Below are 19805 nucleotides of genomic sequence, written 5' to 3'. Positions count from 1 at the left end.
CACTGCTTTTGAAATCACGAGTCTGGGTCGCTCACACACCGATTCAATATCTACCACTCTCCACAAGTATCGTTATTCAACAGAGTAGATTGAACAGCTATCACAGAAATCTGGTCGTAATTATCGCGCTAATCCGTACCACCAATCGCAGGCATCAAATCAGCTTGATTCGAAGTGCTACCATCGATATCTATGTCGGAATACGACGTTGGTGATCGAGTCAGGGTTGATATCCCTGATGAGACTGATCCGGATCACGACCGATATCACGGCGAGCACGGACGGATTGTAGATCTCTTGGAGGACGAAGTAGGAACGCTCACCGGTGACAAACAGGATTCAATCATCTACCGGGTAGAGTTCAGCAACGGTGAGGAACTAGACTTTCGACACCAATCGATTCGACCGCCCATACAGTAGTTCCTCGATCCTCATCAGCGGTCACGGCAGGGTGTGTCTTCCAGCAAAAAGCCGCTTCTACTGAGGGGTGCGGTATACCTTCCAGCCGATCCCGATTGAATTGATGATTGCGGTCGATCCTGATTCAGTTTCCTAGCGGTTGCAGACCTTCATGCTAAAATCATGACCACGACTGGTATCTATTGAACGCGGTGCTAACGACGGAAGTCCGGGGGGTGGGTATCACCCACTATATTTCTGAGCAGATTCGCCTACCGTCTTACCGTGCAAACGATTGCATAATATACGGTTCCCATCCCGGTACGGGTTTTCCACCTGCTGCACCCAACGGGGTGTCGGCAATTCTGTGACCCGATCATGATCATCTACACACGGGGTGTCGGCAATTATTTGGATTTGATCGTAGGCTCCTACACACGGGGTGTCGGCAATTCTGTGGCCCGAGCATGAGCATCTACACACGGGGTGTCGGCAATTAATCTTCATATAGGAATTCAATCATATTTGATGCCTCCAGACCCCCATTTCCGCTTGTGGGTTTGACTTAAACCCCCAGGGGGGCGGGTATTTCCGCTTGAAGATTTTGTTTAAAACAAACAGCTAAAACTGGGTGAATCTCTCTCAGCATCTACAACCACTATCAAGTTAATTATGTAAATATGAGCTCTATTGTGAGTTCGCAATGGCAGGTTCACTGGCGAGGTGGTTCGAGGTTTTTCATGTTGAAATCTGAGCGAGCGACAAACCGCCCAGCGAGTTCTGCGAGTCCTCGTGTTCGTTGGATGTCGGCGAGGTTGTGCTTAAGCAGTGGCAGCCACTCAGCGGCTTCAAACGCGCTCACAGTCGCGCCACTGTCATCGAATGGGTCACACGTTGGATTCCCTATCAACTGGTCGTAGACGCCTACGAGATCGCGGTGATCATGCGTCTCGAATCGCTCGATTGTTTAGCTATTTATTTGATCTGACCCATTCTTATTAATTTGGTTACACTAAAACATGCTGAGCAAGAGCCATTATTAGTATTAGCTACTAACCTGCTCAGTACGGATACTCAAGAGATCCTCGGCGAGCCGACGCTCACTCTCATTGTGGATGGCGATCACGCCGTTTCCAACCGCCACCGGTGCGTTGTCACCAACCTCGAAGCCAGCATCTCGGCAGCCAGGAAGTTGAATCTGGTAGCCGTTCCCTGCGATTTCGACCATTGCAACCTCGCCTCGATGGATCGAACCCGTATCCCGAGCTGCGGCAGCAACCAACTCTGTCCGGTGTGAGACGGCTACGTGCTCGCGGTCAACGAGCAAGAGTAGATCGTCAAATCCGTACACATAGACTTCAGCGCGGCGTGTCGCTGTTCCTTCGGTATCCTCGACAACTAGCCCCGACTTCCGAGCCTCGATCGTGATTTGGAGAGCCAGCCCCCCGGCTGATTTCTTGATCCTGTTCGGCATTGTTAGTAGTCTGTACTAACTATTGGGTGATATTCGTGCTGGTTTCAGTAGTGGACGAACCTCTCGTTACTCTTCTAGTATCGATCTTTTCCACCCCGAGTTGCCCCTGTAAAACGGTTTTATCGCCCGTATTAGCTTCTGTTACGTTCGAATCCGAAATGCAGATACACCACAGAGTGCCGCTGTAAATATATTTAGAATTCCTATCCGAAGGTGGTGCGGTTATATTACTGATCGAATCACGTGACCTAATTCTCGGTAAACGAGCCTGCTCTATTGGCGTGATTAGTATCGCATCCTCATGTAGCTCTTCTGCTCTCTGATGAGCGTGCTCCAACTCGCACTGAAGCCCATACCGAGTGGTTGGTATCGTGTCTCATAGGAGTGGGGGTTTGAGCCTCCGAAACCCAAGGAAGTGCGACTGCTGGGAGTGTTCCCAGCACTGTCGTCTAAAATCCATTGAGGCTCGGAATGGACGAGTAAATCATATACTGCTATATCAATCTGTTATGCCTGTTATAGAACAGATAGCACTGATATAACAGATGTCACAGACGCACTAAATCACTCGTCAACGTCCACGCTGTCAAGAATATCAGTTTCATTCAGAGCATTCTCGATTGCTTCTGGATTCATTTCCTTCAGCTGCTTGGCTCCGAGATGGAGCAGCAACGGGCGTAGGTGACGATTTTTCTCTAGCTCGGTGTCGAACTCCATCTCGAAATCAAGGCTCGCCTGCCCACTAATGCGCCGCAGCTCACGTCGGAGGTCATCTCGAAGATAGAACGTCTCGTGGGTTCGTTCTTTGATCGGCTGTTCGTCGAGAGACTGCTCGTCGGTCGTATCGGATTGAGTCTGTGACATCTGTGATGTATCGTCCGCGATGCTGCGCTGCTCGGCTGCTTCTGTCTGTTTGCTCTGTTCCATCTGTTTTGTCTGTTCTGTCTGTGATGTCTTATCTGTCTGTGTTGTCTGTTCTGTCTGTGATGTCTTATCTGTCTGTGTTGTCTGTGACGTACTGGATGTCTGCTCCTCGTCCTCGTCATCGCTACTACGACCTCTGCTATCACGATCACGTCGGCTACGTCGGTCTCTGACACGCTGGGCGCGGTCTTTGTCCTGGTCGTCCCCATCGTCATCGCTTCCGCTCATGCTGGCTCACCTTTCCCGAACTCGTCATCAAGTTCAGTGGCGATCTCCATGAACACCTCTTCCATATCGCTGCTTTCAGAGTGCTCGAAAATACTGACACCAGCTGCGTAGGCCCGTTGTAGTGCGACACGCTTACGGATATTCCAGACCGGAACATCGGGGAACGCAGTCGCAAGCCAGTCCTTCATTTTCTCAGCCTCTTTCGTTGACTCGACACGATTGGCGATAGCACCGATATCACGGATCGTGATACCCGTCTCTTCCTCAAGGCCATCAAACTGATCGAAGAGCAACTCGATTGCCCGTTGGGAGGTTGACTCCGTGAGTGAGGGGATCAATACATTTCGGGCAGCGTAGAGGGCGTTATCTGAGATCTCACCGAAGAACGGCGGTGCGTCGATTAGGATATAATCGTACTCGTAGTTGATTGCGTCCAGAGCCTTGGATAGCATCCCCTTCGCGTGACGACTTTCGAGATCGGACGGATCAACGTTGATAGCGAAGTCAGCGAGAATCTCTTGAGCTTCAGCACTGCTCATCCGCCCCATGAGATCAGCGATAGTGAGTTCATACTCGATGTTGAGGAGATCAACGTTTGCTGGTAGTACGTCGAACTCTTCGTGTTCGACAATCAGGCTATCCACTGATTTTCGTGCCTCACGGTCGGTGATCACATCGAAGATTGTCGGCGGTCGAGCATCGTATTCATCGAGGAGTCCAAGTCCTTCAGTGGCGTTTCCCTGCGGGTCAACATCGACGAAGAGCACGTCCCGGTCACGTTTGGAGAGAGCTCCGGCGACGTTGATTGCAACAGTCGTTTTCCCGGTACCGCCCTTCTGGTTGAAGAAGCAGATCCGGGATGTCTGTGTCGTCTGTGAGGTCATGTACGTATGTGATATCTTAGACGAGTGGATAGGTGATATAATTACGTCAGACGGATGTCATCGGTGTGAGTTAGCATAGCCTACTAACTCTGCCAGAATAAATTAATCAGACTGTTCAGCGCGCTGCTGCTCGGCTCGAGTTCGGAGTGACCTGACGTATTCTCGAAGACGATCCTCAGGGAGATCGAACTGTGCAGCGACCCACTGCATCGACATGGTGGGTTGCGCTGCGTAGTATGCCATCAGCACGTCCTCACGGGACTGTGCGACGGCAGGTGGTGCGCCACGTTCGCCGGTCTTCTCCTCTCTGAAGCCGCCTGTGACGGTGTGTACGTCGGCATAGAGTTGGACCTTGTCTGGGTTCTCGAAGGTCTTGATTCCGACCCATCGGGCCTTGGTAGTGGTACCGGTTGTAATCGCCCTCACGTTCCTCCTCGACGATCTCGTAGCCGTGGGCGTACTCCTTGATGACAGTCTCAGACTCGGAATTAGTCATAGGTGCATTTGAGAAGAGGTTGAGACACAACACGTTGCTGATGGCAATTTAGGGTCTGTTGCATCTGTCACCCTTCGACATACGGCTCAAGGAACGTCGGCATAGCGTCGAGGATCGTATCTCGCTTGTCCTCTGTATAGCTGTCATAGATGCCGATAATATCCTGTTTACTGTCGCCACGGAGATATTTCGTTAGTGCTGTGCGTCCTTGTGATTCGTCGCCACCGAACTGGCTCTGATACCAACTGGTCGCCCAGTGTCGCCAGTAGTGTGGATTGAGGTTGTCGTCATCGTTGGCACCGTACCAATATCCTAACTCTTCCGCACGTTCTCTGAACTTTCCGCCTATATTACTTCCAGATAATCTTTCACCTTTAGATTGCTTAATAAACAGAGGGTCAGTCGGAGAGTCTGGCTGTGGTCGGACTGTCAAATACAAGAGTAATGCATCCTTCAGTTCCGAATCAATTGGATACACTGCATTCGTCTTGGTTTTATTCCCGGTGTTGCGACTTTCCTCAGACGCTCGTTTGTCAGCCCTGAACGATATGTGATCTGGCCACTGCCGCAGATCGGGATGGACAGTCCAATCGCAGCCAGGGTGATCTATATGAACATTCTCGAAATCTAGATTGCTAATACCTCCTACTCGTCGGCCATACTTAGCAAGTAGCAATTGGATTGCGAGCCACATTGGGTGCTTCCATGATCTTACCACCTCACGAGCCTCTGGAATCGAAATGATATATGGATTCCTCACATCTGGAGTGTTAAGAATCCAATCGTTATTTTTCTCTTTGTGCTTCTTTTCAACGACCGCAAATGGGTCGGCCTCAACTGACTCAACACTGTCTTCACACCACTCATACGCCTGCTTTACAATGGCGTATGTGTTTTGCTGCGTTTTTGCTGCAAACGTCTGCTGGAGTTCGATAAGGAACTGCTCGGCTAATGTTGGCGTCACCTCTCGGGGTGGAACGATATCATCATAAGAAACAGTGTTAATGTCGATGTTCGACCAATGGCAGTCGTATGTTTGATCGCTATTCTGTGCAGCTAAAAACCGCTCAAATCTGTTTAATGCAATTCTAACAGTCGTTTTTGTTCCCTCTGTAGATTGGTTATCCTTTGTATTGGCGTTGCAGTGCCACCTCTGGTACCAAAACCAGAGTACATCACCATCTGGATCGAACGTATCGAGATAATCGCCGTCTCCAGCGGACATCAGGAATCCTCCAGATAGTAGTTGCCTCTGTTATCGTCCTGTACCGGGCTAGTTGGGTTATTTGACAACTCTCCAAGCCGGTCTACAAGCGTGTTCTCAAATGCCTGCCGTAACGACTGTATAGACTTCTCAAACCCCTGTTTGTTGGCTTCTCCCTGATCTAACTGATCGATGAGAGCGGAATCAGAGAGAGCCTTTGCTGCCGCCTCTGCGGTATCATGATTGGCGTGAGTGTCTGTGTCGGTATCGCTTGTACGTGGGTCGAGCGCAGCGACATTCGACTCACCGGCTTCGAGCATTGATCGTACATAGTCAGCTTTCGAGCTGTAACCATCCTCGTTTACTGCTCTCTCTATTCGTCGATCCTGTTCTTCACTGACCGTTATATTGCATGGTTCTGTGTATTTTGCCATTGGTTTGTGTATTGTTTAGTAGTGCAAGTTCACTTTCAGTCTAATACAGTCTAACACAGTGCATCCAGATTTGTAAAAGTAACGCTGTGATTTGACAATCTATTCTACAAACGATTGTATTAACATTTGACGGTGATTTTGATATTGATACAGTTGGATAAAATCAATAGATATTAGAATCGCATTACTGCGTAGGGGTAAGTTTTAACATCTTAAATGGAAAAGGCGTGTTTATATAACTGTGATAACACAAAAACTGATTCTGGGTCTAACCGAGTAATTTCAAGTTGATTTGTATTAGACTGCGTTAATTATATCACTCTGGCCTACACAATTCTGGGGTATGAGCGAATCCGAGCGGTCGGAGTCTGCCGGGGTCGTCAAATGCTCCAAGGATGGGGTGGTTGTCATCCCCGTTGAGGTGCGGGAAGTGCTGGGAATCAAGAATAAGAAGTCGTTCGTCCGGCTCGACGAGATCTCGGTCGCCGAAGTTGTTGACGATGATGAGGGGGGTGACGGCTCAGAGTAGCCACTCCTGAATGTTGGTTTCAGCCCCAAGAGGGGGGCTGACACCGGCCACACGAGTTAGCGCATCTTCCCGTGGCAAGGATACCTGCGCTGACTCGTCAATTGAGTTGGGCCGTGTCAGTTCCTTCGTGTTCCAGAGTATTAGTTTCACCGTCTCTCTAGTGTCTTCCTTAATCTGGGGTGTTGACCGGTGAGCGTTGATAATTTCGACGGTGGCGGCTTCGATGATCAGCTATCTGTCAGATCTGCGTGCAACGATAGTGACCAGATCGTTGAACCAGCCACTTTAGCCTATGTTAAGATAGGCGCGACTGCAGCTGGGCAACCCCTAGGCAATAGTTTAAGTCACTCCACATCACAAATTGAGCTACAAGCTAAAGGACATAGACTCAACAAAAGAGGCAGGTGCTTGGACACCTCCTGCTTCTTTGCGAACCAGTATAAGCGTTTGCCTTCAGAGAGCTACAGCTCCGTCTCTCACCCTCACGTATGGGCGCGTAGAGACGACGCTACCCATCGAGAAGCATGTCAACACCAACTCACGATAGAAGCCAACCGCGATAGCACCACGGGTACACGATAGTTATGACTCACCAGTATAATTTCAAACGAAAATCCGGGCCCAAAGATCCTACACTTAGTCCCGGATTTCGTTTCGTAGTATTCCTGAAGCGGATCAGTGGATATGATCCTACGAGGAGCGTGTGACGGTATGCTCCTACCAGTACGGTCGGTATTCGGGTTAAAATCCTTTTCGGCCCAAACTGGTCGTCGATCTATCTCCGCACAGTCCGCTTCGCTAAACGGCGGGCTACATGACCTCATCACACGATAAGCAAGATCGAAACCTCAATATCCGGAAGGCTACCCCCGGTGGATCGCCTTCGACATCTGGTATCGTTGTTAGCGACATCTCTCCGAGAATCACTGAGTGGATTCCGCAGCTGCTCGATGAACTACTCCCGTCTAGTCTCGATACAATTCGGAAGTTTATCGCTGACATTGATCCACAGATCCTCACACACGGGCGTTATGGGTCAGTGTTACCCGCTCTGCAGGACAAAACCCTCTGGTTTGGACAGCGAAAATCCCAGGACTCCACGCAAGTATGGAGCGACAGCGAGGCAGAAGCCGTTGACTATCAGAATTCGTTAGTCGAGTTTGCATGCAAATACGCTGAATCAACAAAGGACGATCTCTCGACATACCATCAGGGTCGATATGAGACGCTCAAGCAGTTGCTGACGGATGTTGGGACTGGTAAAGGTTCAATGAATGGTGGCCTTGAGGCACTCGCTAAAGGGCCAGTTGCGCTCCACCACGAACTAGACGACACTCCTCAACCGATTACCCTCCTGCTCGATGGCCAATCTTGGACTAATCTAACCGACCGGTCAACAGGTGTGCGAGCTCTGGCAGCAATCGCCGTGCTGGGATCGGCGTTTGATGTCCGGCTCGTTATCTCACCTAGCTTGGAGAAGCATCTTCGTCGACGGTATCCGAAGTGGTATGATGCACATCTCGGTCTTACTGAGAGCCCAGACAAGTCCCCACATGAGACAGTAATTGAGGCAGATCAGTCACCAGGGGCGAGCCGTCAACAGGCGTGGGAAGTGTTACAGGAGCTACCAGAAGAGTCTGGCCGCCTCCGCTTGCTTGGGAACCTTCCTGCTGGTGGCTCACGTGACTACCGCGATCTGAAGCAGGACGACGAGATCAACGTCAAACCTGGCACTGTTGGTCGCTATGTGCTTGATCTTGAAGAGTTGGGTCTCGTCTCTATTGATCGCTCAGGCCGGTACAACAGCACGTCTCTTACGCCACTCGGCCAGCTTGCTGTCGAAGAGTTCCTTGCCGATGACTATCAGTTGATCCATCCTACCCAGGCGACATTTGAGACGGCTCTTACGCCAACCCCTCAGTCCGATGCAGGTACAGTGTATCGAGCGCAATGGGACACGGGAGGGGGGAGGGAGACACCTTCGACCGCCGACGGCACCGCCAACGACACCGCCGACAGCACCGCTACCATGACAGCCACAAGCTCCGCCGAAGAGTGGCTGTCTACGACGGGATCTCCAACCCAGGGCGACGACTACGTACAGTGGCTTGATGGCCCATCTGAGGTGCTTGACGCCTGGGGAATGCACGAGCGATACCTCGCTGGACGGCAAACCCGTGGAGTCAACCTCGTGGATGACCGTCTGGACAAGTTTGACGACGGTCGTGTTACCTACCTCAGCTGCTTCCACGACGATCTCCTTGTTGTACCGCAGTGGGGTGGCCCCCTCTCAACACTGGGACGTATCGCGGGAGCCTTACTGAGCGACAAAGCTCTGAGTAAGATCCTCACGCCATCCCAGTTCGGTAACGAGTTCGAGGACATTGACGACGCTGTAGTTGAGCAACTCGATCAGAAAGCTGGAGACATCATCCGGTGGGGCCACCAGATTGGGTGGTTTAGCGAGGACGAAGAACACTACAGTGGCTGGAAAGATCGTATCCAGACGGTTCGAAACCTCTGTCTTCAGAAGGTTGGAGAACTCACCAACAGCGATGATATCGAAGCTCGGAAAGAGCTCTTTCGGGATCTCCAGGGACTGATTGCCTCAGCGACACAGCTCTACTACGCAATTGGCGTTGACGTGACGATCAACGTCCGAATGCCGGATACTGGAATGCTGATCCGGGACGACAAGCGGCTGAATGATTTCCTCGATTTCGCCCGGTACACAGTTCCTAAACAGTCAGTCTACGGAATTCACTCAGGATACCGCATGCTTCTCGAAGAGCGCGAGCAGAAGCTGAAAATGCGGCTTCCGTACGATATTGACGAGGATGATCCAACGATGCACCTGACTGCCTCATGGGTGTTTTCAGGGCCAACAATGACCGATCTCAAGCCACAGATTGAGACGGCGATTCGACGTGAAGCCAGTGAGATCCGGGAGGCAATCGCTGAAGGAACAGAGGCTGCACCGGTGATGGAGATCCCCGTGCAGATCGCAAATACCTATACGTCGATTCGTAATCTCGTCGAAGAGTATGCCACCACAAAGGAGTACAATGTCTCTCACCAGGGCGATATCCACGAAAGAGAAGACGACCTAGAGCGTCTCGTGCGGCTTTTCCTCCGAGTATTGGGTACTGAAGATCGTCCCCACCGAGCTTGTCCCCACGATGTTGCCGAGGCAATGTTGTACATCGCTCAGTCAACCCAAAGTTTTGATTTCATAAGTGTCAGCGACATCTCTTACGGGTTGTCACAACTCCCGGCTGACCGACTACTGCCTGAACTCCCGCCAACAGCAACGAAACTGCTGAAAACTCTTCTCTATGCTTCAGAGCCACTGGGTCGTTCAGACATCATCGAGCAGGCTGGGATCTCTGGAAGCAGTTACGACCGGTATATCAACGAACTGGCAGCGTGGGACATCATCGAGCCAACTGAATCCGGAGGTAGACGGCGGTGGAAAGGCCACTTAGAGCCATGGTGGAGTCCACAGAGTAATCGCGGTGAGCCGTTTGGAGATCCAGATCCAGATACCCAGATTATTACTGCGGAGTTCCCCCGGGATATCGGGAGCCGTGTAATCTGTCACTATATTACACACTACGACTTTCCGGAGCTCGAAGAGGTGTATATGAGCGGGATGTGCCCAATCCACCCAGAAGATGATCTGAAAGCACTATTCAGTGCACATCGTCGGTTATCCAGGTGGTGGGCGTTCCTATGGGGGGCGTATGCAGATAGAGACGAGATACGGGAAGCCGAGGCTGCAACGTCAGCAGACAAAGAGAGGGCAATCACGATAGGACGGTGGCCCGAGTCTCTGGATGAGTCGCAACGAACCATAGTTGAAAGCAGTTCCGTATAAGTAGGGAGTCGGCTCTCAGAGGCGGATTGATCCCCTTGGTCTGATAATAGCTATGCCTGTCATTAAACCATTCACGAGGTGTTGATGTCTCCGTAATTGATTCAACCCAGCTGCTTGGTAGGGTTTTGAACTGACTGGATGAGATGCTACCAGATAAGAATGGTATTTGATCTGAGATGCAAGATGCACAGCGCGTATCTTGCACCACGACTAAGACCGTACCGGGTTATTCTGATCGATCAGTATAGGCAAATAATGTATCGGAGTCGGATCAAGTTATCAATTATTGTTACTAACAGCGTCACGATTGGTTCATCCTGGCAGAAATATAATTTAGAGAATATAACCCGGATGTCGCTAATCACGCAAGTAGCGGCAGTAATCATCTATTCGAGAGGCATACTCGAATTACATACCGAGGCACGGTCTGCTTCACTCAACACACTCTTCAGGCAATGTGCTGTCAAAATCCGGGCCTTTCCGTACGATGTGATTGTCCCTGTCCCACTCAACCAGTCCGCACTTCTCTAATTCTGACAGGGACAACTCACTCAGTTGGAGACGGAGTTTCGCCACGTCTTCGTTAGCAGAGGGAGGATCGCTACGGAACATGGTCTATCTGGAGACAATAATCTCGCCAGAACTGGATACCTGTACGTCGTGATCTTCCCACGTGAACGAAAGCATCACAGTATCGTCACGGGAGAGCACCCGGTCAAGTGCATCCGTATCGATCACCGAGTGAATCGGTCTCATCTCTGTCGGTTCGTCACCGGTCGCCGTAGCGAGCGCCTCGACAACGGTTATCGAGAGTGGGCTATCGCTCGTCCAGTCGTGCAGAGCGTGATATGTCTCGGTTGTCGGATCGTATCCGACTCTGTCTACTAACCCGGGCGAGTCGTACGCTGGTTCTACATCGGTCAGCCTCTCGCAATTCTCTTTCATAACTCTTCCTGAGTGGTCGAACGGGGGTAAGAGATGGTTGGTACTAGTCAGAACGATCGCTGCCGCCGCTGTGACCGACTGTGCTGCGTTCCTCGTTTAGCTCTTCGAGGAGGAGTTGAGCGACGAGTCGTTCGGCTTCCCGCAAGTGGTGGTGGAACGTCTGCCGGGCGATGCCCATCCGTTCTGCCAGGTCGTCGCCCGAACTCTCCCGTGGCCGGTTGAAATATCCGGCGTAGTAGGCCATTTGAAAGGCGGTCCACTGGCGCTCTGTGAGGCGCTCTTCGGCGAGCGTTCGAAATAGCAGCGGCGTGTACACCAGGCGCTGTCCGACGAGTTCCAAACTTGGATGTACGCCCTGGACGACCTCAACCACCGCCTCACCGTCGACGGTCGCTGGAAACTCCGCGATGACTTTCATCTTGCTGTTGTCGATATAGGCTTCCTTCGTGTAGCCGTCGAACGCATCGAACGCAGTGAACATTGAGTCCGCGGTGGTTCGGACCCCCACTCTGAACGTCTCTTCGACGGTACCGAGCAGTCGGACATTGAAGACTATCGACATGTCGGTGACCAACTCTATATACGTCTTCGGGGGGATGCCGGTGATGGTCCAGTACTGTAGTTGGCCCCCATCGTCAAGCGGGACGATTCTATTGACCCGTACCTGCAAGGCAGGCCCACCCGCCTCGATGAATGGCTTGGCGAGTTGTTCGGAGTGAAATTCGAGTTCGAGGATCTGCTCGGAGGTGAGTTCGGGGAGAGAAGGGGTCTCAGCGGTCGATGCGTCGGTGGTATCATTGTCGGTAGGGAGCCACCAGATGCGCACTTGCCCCCCGACTTTTTTCGTGTTTAACCGCCCATCGTCGGCTATCCCGGACAGTCTCTCGTAGGCAGTACGACGGGCGCAATCCAGGGCGTCGGCGACCTCCCGTGTCGAGAGTGATTCGTCAGGAGCAGCTACCCGCTCGAAGGCGTCGAGCACGTCCTCCTCGGTGATTCGCCCCGAACCAGCCATTGAGATTCATTGACTGGCACAAGAAATAAATCATGCACCGAATCTCGGCTACCACTGGATACGATTGTGCTGAACCCAAAGCGCGTAGATTGTACGGCCACTAATCAAGCGTTGAAAAGGGAGGACACACAAATACAGATGAATAGTAAATCAACTGTCAGTAATTCAGATACTGAAGTACGTCTGTCCCCTGATCACGCAGTTCAACGACCTCTTGGTCGTAATCGTACGTGATAGTGCCAGCGTCGGCCAACACCGGGAGATGAGTGTGGACGAGACTCATGCAGATGCGCTCGTAGTTGTCGCGGGTGTGTTCGTCTTCGAGGAGCGCGATCTGATCGGCCACGTCGCTCACAGGGGTAGTACCGGCCTGTGTGGCGAGATATGTGAGTGCGACTCGGCGACGGTAGTGGGAAAGCAGTTTGAAGACTCCCGACATGGCTTTCTCTGCGTCAATGCTTTCAGGGCTGCTGTCGTCATCGGTTTTGATCGGCATATGGTTATCATACTCCGCCGTTTTCTTTGATCGTTCTCTATTGGACTGCGACCGTAGAGTACACATGGCTCTCTGGTATGAGGTAGCTTAACTGTATGTTACCACGTCACAACAGTTGCATATTTTTTGGAGATCAGTTCGAACCAGATAGAGATATATTATCTAAGACAGAGGACGTCACTCGTCAATGAAGTCGCCGCCATTGTCCGGAGGAACAACACCGCTGGTTTTCTCGATATCGACCCGCCAGTCCGGCACCAACTCCGACGGAGAGGTGACCTCCCACCCGCCTTCGATCTCAGTGCCATTAGCGAAGAACTCCCGCAGCAGCGTAGCGAGTGCTCGCTCGAAGGCCTCGGTTGGAGACTCGGAATATCGGTCGTTCGATGATGTAGTCATGATAGTACTGGGAACACCTTGCAGGACAACGAACAATGACTGCCGGTGATCCACCGCCCCTTACGTCATCTTGCGTATTTAAAACTCGCTGTCCCATGTACGTTCGAACGAACGTGATCACCAACGGTACGTGAACCAATAGTGGTATGAACGCATAGATCCCACTGGCCGTGCTGAACTCAAGCTCTCCATCTTGCACAGCTCTACTTCCAACTTCGAGACAAATACCGCTATTTCACTGCTTTCGGTAGAAGCCATCAATCAGCCATCGACTGGCCGATCTTATTCTCTGTGGCCTCACCGAGATACGGTTCAATCGCCGAGTAATCTGACCACCCGCCAATCGACATCATCGTTCGCACGTCAACGCCTCGCTCGACGATGTGGTACGTCGCCCAACTTCGGCGGAGATCGTGACTAGAGACTGATCGCCATCGATCACTATGGCCATCGTCGGCCAGCTGCTCGGTTGCTTCTTTTACCCACCGGCGAACAGACGACGTTGCCACAGAGACGGTTGACTCCGTAGCGTCTCGGTTACGCTCGCTACTGAACCGTTGAATATTCTCAGCCACCTCCTCAGGAACCCACGCATCTCTGGTTTTCTTTCCGCCGCCCTTCGTGTTCTTGCCTTGGACTTCAAGCAGCCAACAATCGCCGCTGGACGACCATCTGAGCCGATCAAGGGTAGGGTAATCAATCTCATCAACCCGGAGCCCACATCTAACCATGAGTTGTATCGCAATTTCGCGCTCCCAATCGATATCTCTCGCGGCAGCTTCGAGTTGGGAAGCCTCCTCGTCGAATGGATCGAGCAGGCATTTGGTGTGGGTTCCCCCGTCATCTTTGATCCGAACCATAATCGAATTGTCCTGAGTATCCGATTATAGAATTACTGATTTTCTCCGAATAACCCCCGATATAGGGGGGTTGAACGGGTTGAGTAAGCGAGTTATTCAATAACTCGATTACGCCAACCCACCACCGTTTCAGCTATTCGTGACTCATCCCACCGGTGGCAGCAATACACATAGAAATCCACATCCACCAATTGTAGGTGGTTGCTGTTTTACGCGACCAGATACTGCTCGACCGTTGATCCAGATCCGTCACCCACCATCTGACTCACTTGGCCTCCGCTGGGGAATCTTTTCGTCACCTTCGTCACCTTCGTTACAGATCGATACCGGCGGTGTGGCGATCCGACTGGATTATTATTAGTAACAACTAATATATTATATTCAATATGAACACCGTGCGCGATGCGCGTCACCCGCAGCGACCGATGCACTTGCTGGGAACTCACAGGAAATTATAGCTTCCAGATATTCGTCACGATAGGCTTCAACGATCATCTCGATGATACCAACGAGATCCGTCTCAACGCTGTCTTCGGTTCGTTTATCCTATAAAAAGATGGTGACTGGCAGATCTGGGTCTCGAAAGTGAGTATCGAGAAGACCGCACTTAATTATCCAAGATGTTTATATTTTTCCGGAATGTTGCTATATTTGCTTACATGGGACAACATATGGAATTCAAACCTGATCAAGTCTCGACAGTCACCTTCGATTCGTACAGCACGCTCGTCGACATCGACGCCGCCGAGAAAGCACTCGCCGAGCGAGTTGACGACCCACAGCCCGTCTCGAAGCTCTGGCGGGCCCGGTCACTCGAATATACATTTGTCGCGAACGCTATTGATGCGTATCAACCCTTCTACGAGATGAACCGGGATGCACTCCAGTACGCGCTCGACGTCTACGGTGCCGACATCACCACTGAAGAGCGAGACGAGATTCTTGATGTGTACCACGAGCTCGATGTGTTCGACGATGTCAGCGACGGAATCGAGCGACTCCGTGACGGCGGATACGACTGTTACGTTGTCTCGAATGGCAACCCCGAGATGCTCGATTCGATGGTCAAGCATGCCGATATCGGCGATATTATCGAGGAAACGATTAGTGCTGACGAGATCCAAGTGTTCAAACCAGCCGCGGAGATTTATCGACACGCAGCTACACGCACCGGAACGCCAATTGAGGAAATCGTCCACGTAACCGCGGGGTGGTTCGATATAATGGGTGCTCAAAACGTCGGAATGCAGGCTGCCTGGGTGGATCGAAAGTCCATGCCATGGGAGCCATTTGGTTCCGAGCCCGACCTCGTCATCGAGACTCTCTACGAACTGGCCGAAACACTCAACATTTGATTTCCGGAGTTGATCGCTCCTTCGACGACCTTCGTCCCAGAGTTACAAAATAACGATTTCCGGAGGTCGCAGGGCGTGATTTCGGCGAGGCACTCGCCGAGGCGCGCCATCTGTTCGTTTGCTTGGCTACCGTAATCGCTTCCCTGTCCGTTTCATGCGCGTGACCACCGAGCCTGGAATCGCTCAAGGTCGAATACGGTGACGTGAACGGGTTCACCAACGCCGTCAGGGAGCAGGATTGAGACAGCCAACACGATGGGAAGCGGGACATGAGGCTGTGAAGCAGCACTAGTCACCACAGCCAGTGTGTAGAGGGTAGGTTGATGGAGGCTGTATAAAATAGATTTCAACTGTAAGTGTACAAGGTTTTGGATGACCCACGCTCAGGATGGTTTATGAACTTTGGAGACCGATTCGGCATCCGCTACTGGAGACAGTGACTTTCTTGATGTGTTCGACTGAAACTTGAAGCTACAGTTAGTGGTAGAGATGAGATGCTTACCGAGGTTGCGATCGGCATTTCAATCGCCGAAGATTAGAATATAGCTGGAAGTTAGAATAAAATAAAAAGTAGAATATATTTGAATATAGGTTGGCTCTTTCTATTAATATGGGTATGTATATCCAGATAACCGAAATATTATTTAGTCTCTAAAAGAATTTTCCTGTATGAGCCTCTCAGCTATCCCAAATACGAGAGGACAAATTTCATCTGCTATAGATATTCTTTTAACAGAAAATAACCAAGTTACAGAAGAAATTAGAGCTTTTGAGCAATTCAAGAAGCAGGTATTAAATATTAGTATAAATACAGCCTCGAGAAATTCTATCGGTGAATTCAGCTATGAACAGAAACCTACAGTTGATGCAACTACTAGAATTCGTACAGCCTATTGTGAGACAGTTATGTCTGTCTCACATTATGATGCTGAATATGGAGATACATATGCCTCAAGTATCAGTGAAGAATTTGGTTCTGATATCGCAACTGCACTAACAGAATCTTCTAACCTTACTCGGATCTTAAAATCAGCATTAATAAACCAAATAGAAAATGCAATTGAAAGCCGCAAACAACTTCGAAAAACGATTCAACTAGAACAAGATTCGATTAAATCTTCCTATGAAGAGCTTAATGATCTTGCGAACTCTCTCTATAATTATTCTAAAATTGAATTTTCACACATAGATCATAACCGTCTGATTGAATATAAAGATAAAATATGTAATGATTTATATGTTTTTGACAATATAGCAATTATTAGACAACAAGATATAAACAAAATAAGAAAATCGATGCAAACAGATCGTACCACTTCAGACTTATATTCATATCTTTATCAATCATTGTCCACTACCTATCCTGTGCTTGAAATGATAGGACAACTTGGCCTGGAATATAAAAAATTAAAACTAGAAATAAAAAAAGAAATTATTATCTAACTTTGTCTCTGTAGTTTCGGTACACTGCGGTTGATTTCACGGATATCGGACGTTCCGACGAAAGTTGTAGACGGCAGCTTTCAGTAGCATTTCTCGGAACTCTAACCACCAATTTTGCGCACGCACAGCGGAGGCGAGCGTGCGCTTGATTGACGAGAAGACAGTTTCAGACATTGATCGCTGGTGATACCGATCACCGTCCATGCGGGCGTTGTGGGCGTGATCAAGTGGATTCATGATCCGGTGTTTGATCAGCGGTCTGATGCCGTTTTCACGGAGTTCATCGCAGAAGGATCTTGCGTCGTACCCACGGTCTGCAGCGAGGCTTCGCAGGTCGCCGGCGTTTAATGACCTCGGCGCGATCTGAAAGCTAATTCTCAGTTATTGCAGTAAGAGCCTTCTCCTCCCAATTCTTGGAGAGCGGGATACGGTGGATTTGTCGCTTATATGTGGCCGGTAAAAACCGACGTATCAAGATTTCTTCTGGCATTATTTGGCACCCGATGAATTAATAAAAGAAAATTCTATCAAAGTGATGGTGGTCCTGAAAAATTCCTAAATAACCGTGCACTTAGTGCACGGAAATTTTAGACCGTTATTTCCTTCTCACCAATTAGCTTTCAGAGCTTTTCTGTGCTATTATCCGCCGAGAAACGCACGCCATGTCTTGGTTAAAATTCGCGCAAACCACGCACGGAGAACCCTATTCAACAGAGCACTTCAGACAGAGGGAGGGGAAAATTGAGCTGGCATCTTGTCGAATCCAAGTTTTGAGGCCTTTGGCTTCGGGATCAGATTACCATAATCGATATCTACTTGCGGAAACCTATCAAACAAAGTTTCCAGTATAATTGGTGCTTCAATTCGTGCGATTGGAGCACCAATGCAATTGTGTGATCCGCTACCGAACGCAAGATGATCAGGATCTCGGAAAGCATCGAACATGTCTGGATCCTCAAATTTTTCAGGATCTCGGTTTGCTGCGCCGATCCATAGGATGACAGTTGCGTCAGCGGGGATCGTCGTTTCTCCTAACGTAATTTGATCTGTCGTTTTCCTTGCTCGGGCTTGAAGTGGACTTCTGTACCGCAGTATTTCTTCAAGTACTACGGATAGATCATAATCATCAATTTCGGAAATATAGCTTTGCTGATCTAATATATACACTGCATTGGTTAGCAGCTCAGACATTGTTCCCTGTCCAGCAAGCGCAAAATCAAAACAGTTTGATCCGATTTCCTCTGGAGTTAGTTCCGTTTCTGTGCTAAGCTGAGAAATAAGGTCATTTTGTGGATTCGACTGACGCTCATCTACTAAATTTTTGAAATACTCAGCTGCATCCGCCATATGGCCACCTTTTACGCTTGTTTTGTCGCTGTCCTCAGTTGTCATAACTGACCGAAATGTTTCTAACCATTCCAGTAGTTGTTCATGATCATCCTGCGGAATGCCGATGAAGTCCATAATAACCCGTAGCGGGACAGGAACAGCAAAGTCTTCAACAAGATCAAGTTCACCAGTATCAGCTATCGCTGTATCTAACTGGCTTTCTGTAATTGAGACAATTGAATCCTCAATCCCCTGCAACATGCGCGGGCTAAAATATTGAAACAGTTCTCCTTTTACTTGTTTGTGGCTTGGCCCATCAGACCAAACCATACCCGTATCAAAATACGAAAGCGGATCGTCCGTTTCTTCCTCTGTTAATTGTGGTCTACTGAGGGATTCAGCATCCTGAAGCCCCTTTTTTACGAGTTCGTAGCTAAATACATCATATACTCCTCGATTGGGATCATATTGGATTGGTGCTGTGCTCCGTTTGTTGTGATACCAATCAAATGGATCATGTAACGCTTCATTTGAACGCAGTCCCTTTGGTAGTGAATCAGCTGCCTCACCATCTACTACTTTGGAATCAGATGCCATATGTAATCAGGTATTCCTACTTCGGTTAAATCTTTCTAGGTTAAAGACCAAATTAAATAAATTAGACTGTATTCTATGGGTTTTTCTGTCTTGTATGAAAAGTTTGTCTTAATCACCACCTGTTTATATTATCAAAACAATACCCAAGGCTACAGATATTTCATCACTGCAGGAACCACCATATTTTATGTAACAGGTGGATTATGGAGAAATATGATTGTTATTCACTCTGAAGTTCCAATATATGACGATTTGAAAACAGAAGCTAGCAAAATTCTAGAAGATATGGCTTCTACCTCCAGAAAGGAACCCGGGGTTATTGATTATAGGATAACATTCGATATTGAGGCACCAGCAACGGCGAGAATTATTGAACAGTATGAGGACTGGGAAGCGGTCGAAGCACACGAGTCAAGTAGTCATCTTGAGTGGTTTCAAAAAGCAATTGAGCCGCATATGCGTGCTGAACCAACGTTATATCAGTATGAGGTAACAGAAAAAATTGAAGCTGAAGGGCCATAAGGAGGTTATCCACCTTCAGAAGTTGCATGCGACTTATCCCCAAGATCAATAGTACTCCTAGTTAAGGTGGTTTTCACTGAAAAGGGCTGTAAAAGAGGAGGCAGCCCAAGCGTATGCCACGGTGAATGTGGATCTGCACGCGAGTAGCTGTCGATCAGTTGCAAGCCGGTGCGTTGGTCTAAGCGACCGATTATGTTGAAATCCTCTTTTTACTAAAAAGTATCGAGGAGAAAATGCCCAATACAAGAAATAATATTAATATTATAAGCACATATGCTGTCCCAACAAACAAGATTGAATCGGAAGCAGGATGAAGTTCAAAAGCGCGGCTAGTTGGAAGTGCTCTGTTGAATAGCAGCCATTGAGTCGAAATTACAACACTGCTTTTGAAATCA

At 49.5% G+C, this 19805-nt stretch carries 19 protein-coding genes and 1 pseudogene; 6 read left to right on the top strand and 14 right to left on the bottom strand.

The features are described from left to right. The first annotated feature begins 192 nt into the window (after positions 1-192). Positions 193-420 carry a hypothetical protein gene (locus DP106_RS14130; RefSeq protein WP_120086347.1) on the top strand — a complete coding sequence of 76 codons (228 nt, stop codon included), beginning with the start codon at positions 193-195 and terminating at the stop codon, positions 418-420. A gap of 691 nt (positions 421-1111) precedes the next feature. Here DP106_RS14130 and DP106_RS16145 read toward each other — a convergent pair. From DP106_RS16145 to DP106_RS14095, 7 genes are all read right to left on the bottom strand, one after another. After that, on the bottom strand, positions 1112-1261 hold the full coding sequence (locus DP106_RS16145) for a hypothetical protein (RefSeq protein ID WP_205738953.1): 150 nt from the start codon (positions 1259-1261) through the stop codon (positions 1112-1114). A gap of 183 nt (positions 1262-1444) precedes the next feature. Beyond that, on the bottom strand, positions 1445-1873 hold the full coding sequence (locus DP106_RS14120; protein WP_120086344.1) for a hypothetical protein: 429 nt from the start codon (positions 1871-1873) through the stop codon (positions 1445-1447). A 564-nt stretch (positions 1874-2437) separates the two neighbouring features. Then, positions 2438-3025: a hypothetical protein gene (locus tag DP106_RS14115; protein ID WP_120086342.1), complete on the bottom strand. Its 588-nt coding sequence runs from the start codon at positions 3023-3025 to the stop codon at positions 2438-2440. Then, complete coding sequence (locus DP106_RS14110) at positions 3022-3909, bottom strand: ParA family protein (RefSeq protein WP_120086341.1); 888 nt, start codon at positions 3907-3909, stop codon at positions 3022-3024. The genes DP106_RS14115 and DP106_RS14110 overlap by 4 nt, the downstream gene beginning before the upstream one ends. A gap of 102 nt (positions 3910-4011) precedes the next feature. Continuing rightward, entirely contained in the window at positions 4012-4335 is a 324-nt protein-coding gene (locus DP106_RS14105; RefSeq protein WP_240625445.1) for a hypothetical protein, read from the bottom strand. 137 nt (positions 4336-4472) lie between these two features. After that, a complete protein-coding gene (locus DP106_RS14100; protein WP_120086339.1) occupies positions 4473-5630 on the bottom strand; it encodes a tyrosine-type recombinase/integrase in 1158 nt (385 codons plus the stop codon). Next, a complete protein-coding gene (locus DP106_RS14095; RefSeq protein ID WP_133305168.1) occupies positions 5630-6043 on the bottom strand; it encodes a hypothetical protein in 414 nt (137 codons plus the stop codon). Before DP106_RS14095 ends, DP106_RS14100 begins: the two co-directional genes overlap by 1 nt. Positions 6044-6386: 343 nt before the next feature. Between DP106_RS14095 and DP106_RS14090 the strand changes: the two genes are divergently transcribed. After that, positions 6387-6572: a hypothetical protein gene (locus tag DP106_RS14090; RefSeq protein WP_120086335.1), complete on the top strand. Its 186-nt coding sequence runs from the start codon at positions 6387-6389 to the stop codon at positions 6570-6572. 814 nt (positions 6573-7386) lie between these two features. After that, the gene (locus DP106_RS14085; RefSeq protein ID WP_120086333.1) at positions 7387-10449 is read left to right on the top strand and encodes a plasmid replication protein RepH; all 3063 of its coding nucleotides are present in this window, start codon (positions 7387-7389) and stop codon (positions 10447-10449) included. A gap of 615 nt (positions 10450-11064) precedes the next feature. On the opposite strand, the gene DP106_RS14080 is transcribed toward DP106_RS14085, so the two are convergent. From DP106_RS14080 to DP106_RS14060, 5 genes are all read right to left on the bottom strand, one after another. Continuing rightward, positions 11065-11394: a HalOD1 output domain-containing protein gene (locus tag DP106_RS14080; protein ID WP_165857915.1), complete on the bottom strand. Its 330-nt coding sequence runs from the start codon at positions 11392-11394 to the stop codon at positions 11065-11067. Between the two features lie 43 nt (positions 11395-11437). Further along, entirely contained in the window at positions 11438-12409 is a 972-nt protein-coding gene (locus DP106_RS14075) for a helix-turn-helix domain-containing protein (protein WP_120086331.1), read from the bottom strand. 157 nt (positions 12410-12566) lie between these two features. Then, on the bottom strand, positions 12567-12905 hold the full coding sequence (locus DP106_RS14070; RefSeq protein ID WP_205738952.1) for a DUF7344 domain-containing protein: 339 nt from the start codon (positions 12903-12905) through the stop codon (positions 12567-12569). 177 nt (positions 12906-13082) lie between these two features. Beyond that, entirely contained in the window at positions 13083-13304 is a 222-nt protein-coding gene (locus DP106_RS14065; protein WP_120086329.1) for a hypothetical protein, read from the bottom strand. Between the two features lie 257 nt (positions 13305-13561). After that, entirely contained in the window at positions 13562-14164 is a 603-nt protein-coding gene (locus DP106_RS14060; protein ID WP_120086328.1) for a tyrosine-type recombinase/integrase, read from the bottom strand. Positions 14165-14835: 671 nt separating this feature from the next. Here DP106_RS14060 and DP106_RS14055 point away from each other — a divergent pair. Together DP106_RS14055 and DP106_RS15600 are read left to right on the top strand one after the other, a co-directional pair. Continuing rightward, on the top strand, positions 14836-15519 hold the full coding sequence (locus DP106_RS14055; protein WP_120086326.1) for a haloacid dehalogenase type II: 684 nt from the start codon (positions 14836-14838) through the stop codon (positions 15517-15519). 669 nt (positions 15520-16188) lie between these two features. Continuing rightward, the gene (locus DP106_RS15600) at positions 16189-16962 is read left to right on the top strand and encodes a DUF7260 family protein (RefSeq protein ID WP_133305167.1); all 774 of its coding nucleotides are present in this window, start codon (positions 16189-16191) and stop codon (positions 16960-16962) included. Positions 16963-16998: 36 nt separating this feature from the next. On the opposite strand, the pseudogene DP106_RS14050 reads toward DP106_RS15600, so the two are convergent. Next, positions 16999-17340, bottom strand: a pseudogene (locus DP106_RS14050) (transposase); the annotation flags it as partial. 342 nt (positions 17341-17682) lie between these two features. Then, a complete protein-coding gene (locus DP106_RS14045) occupies positions 17683-18888 on the bottom strand; it encodes a cytochrome P450 (protein WP_120086324.1) in 1206 nt (401 codons plus the stop codon). A gap of 75 nt (positions 18889-18963) precedes the next feature. On the opposite strand from DP106_RS14045, the gene DP106_RS14040 reads away from it, so the two are divergent. Beyond that, entirely contained in the window at positions 18964-19410 is a 447-nt protein-coding gene (locus DP106_RS14040; protein WP_120086322.1) for a putative quinol monooxygenase, read from the top strand. Positions 19411-19805: the final 395 nt, after the last annotated feature.

Origin of the sequence: Halonotius pteroides, from assembly GCF_003605635.1 — an archaeon.
Taxonomy (GTDB): Archaea; Halobacteriota; Halobacteria; order Halobacteriales; family Haloferacaceae; genus Halonotius; species Halonotius pteroides.
This window is presented reverse-complemented; position numbering and strand designations above follow the sequence as displayed.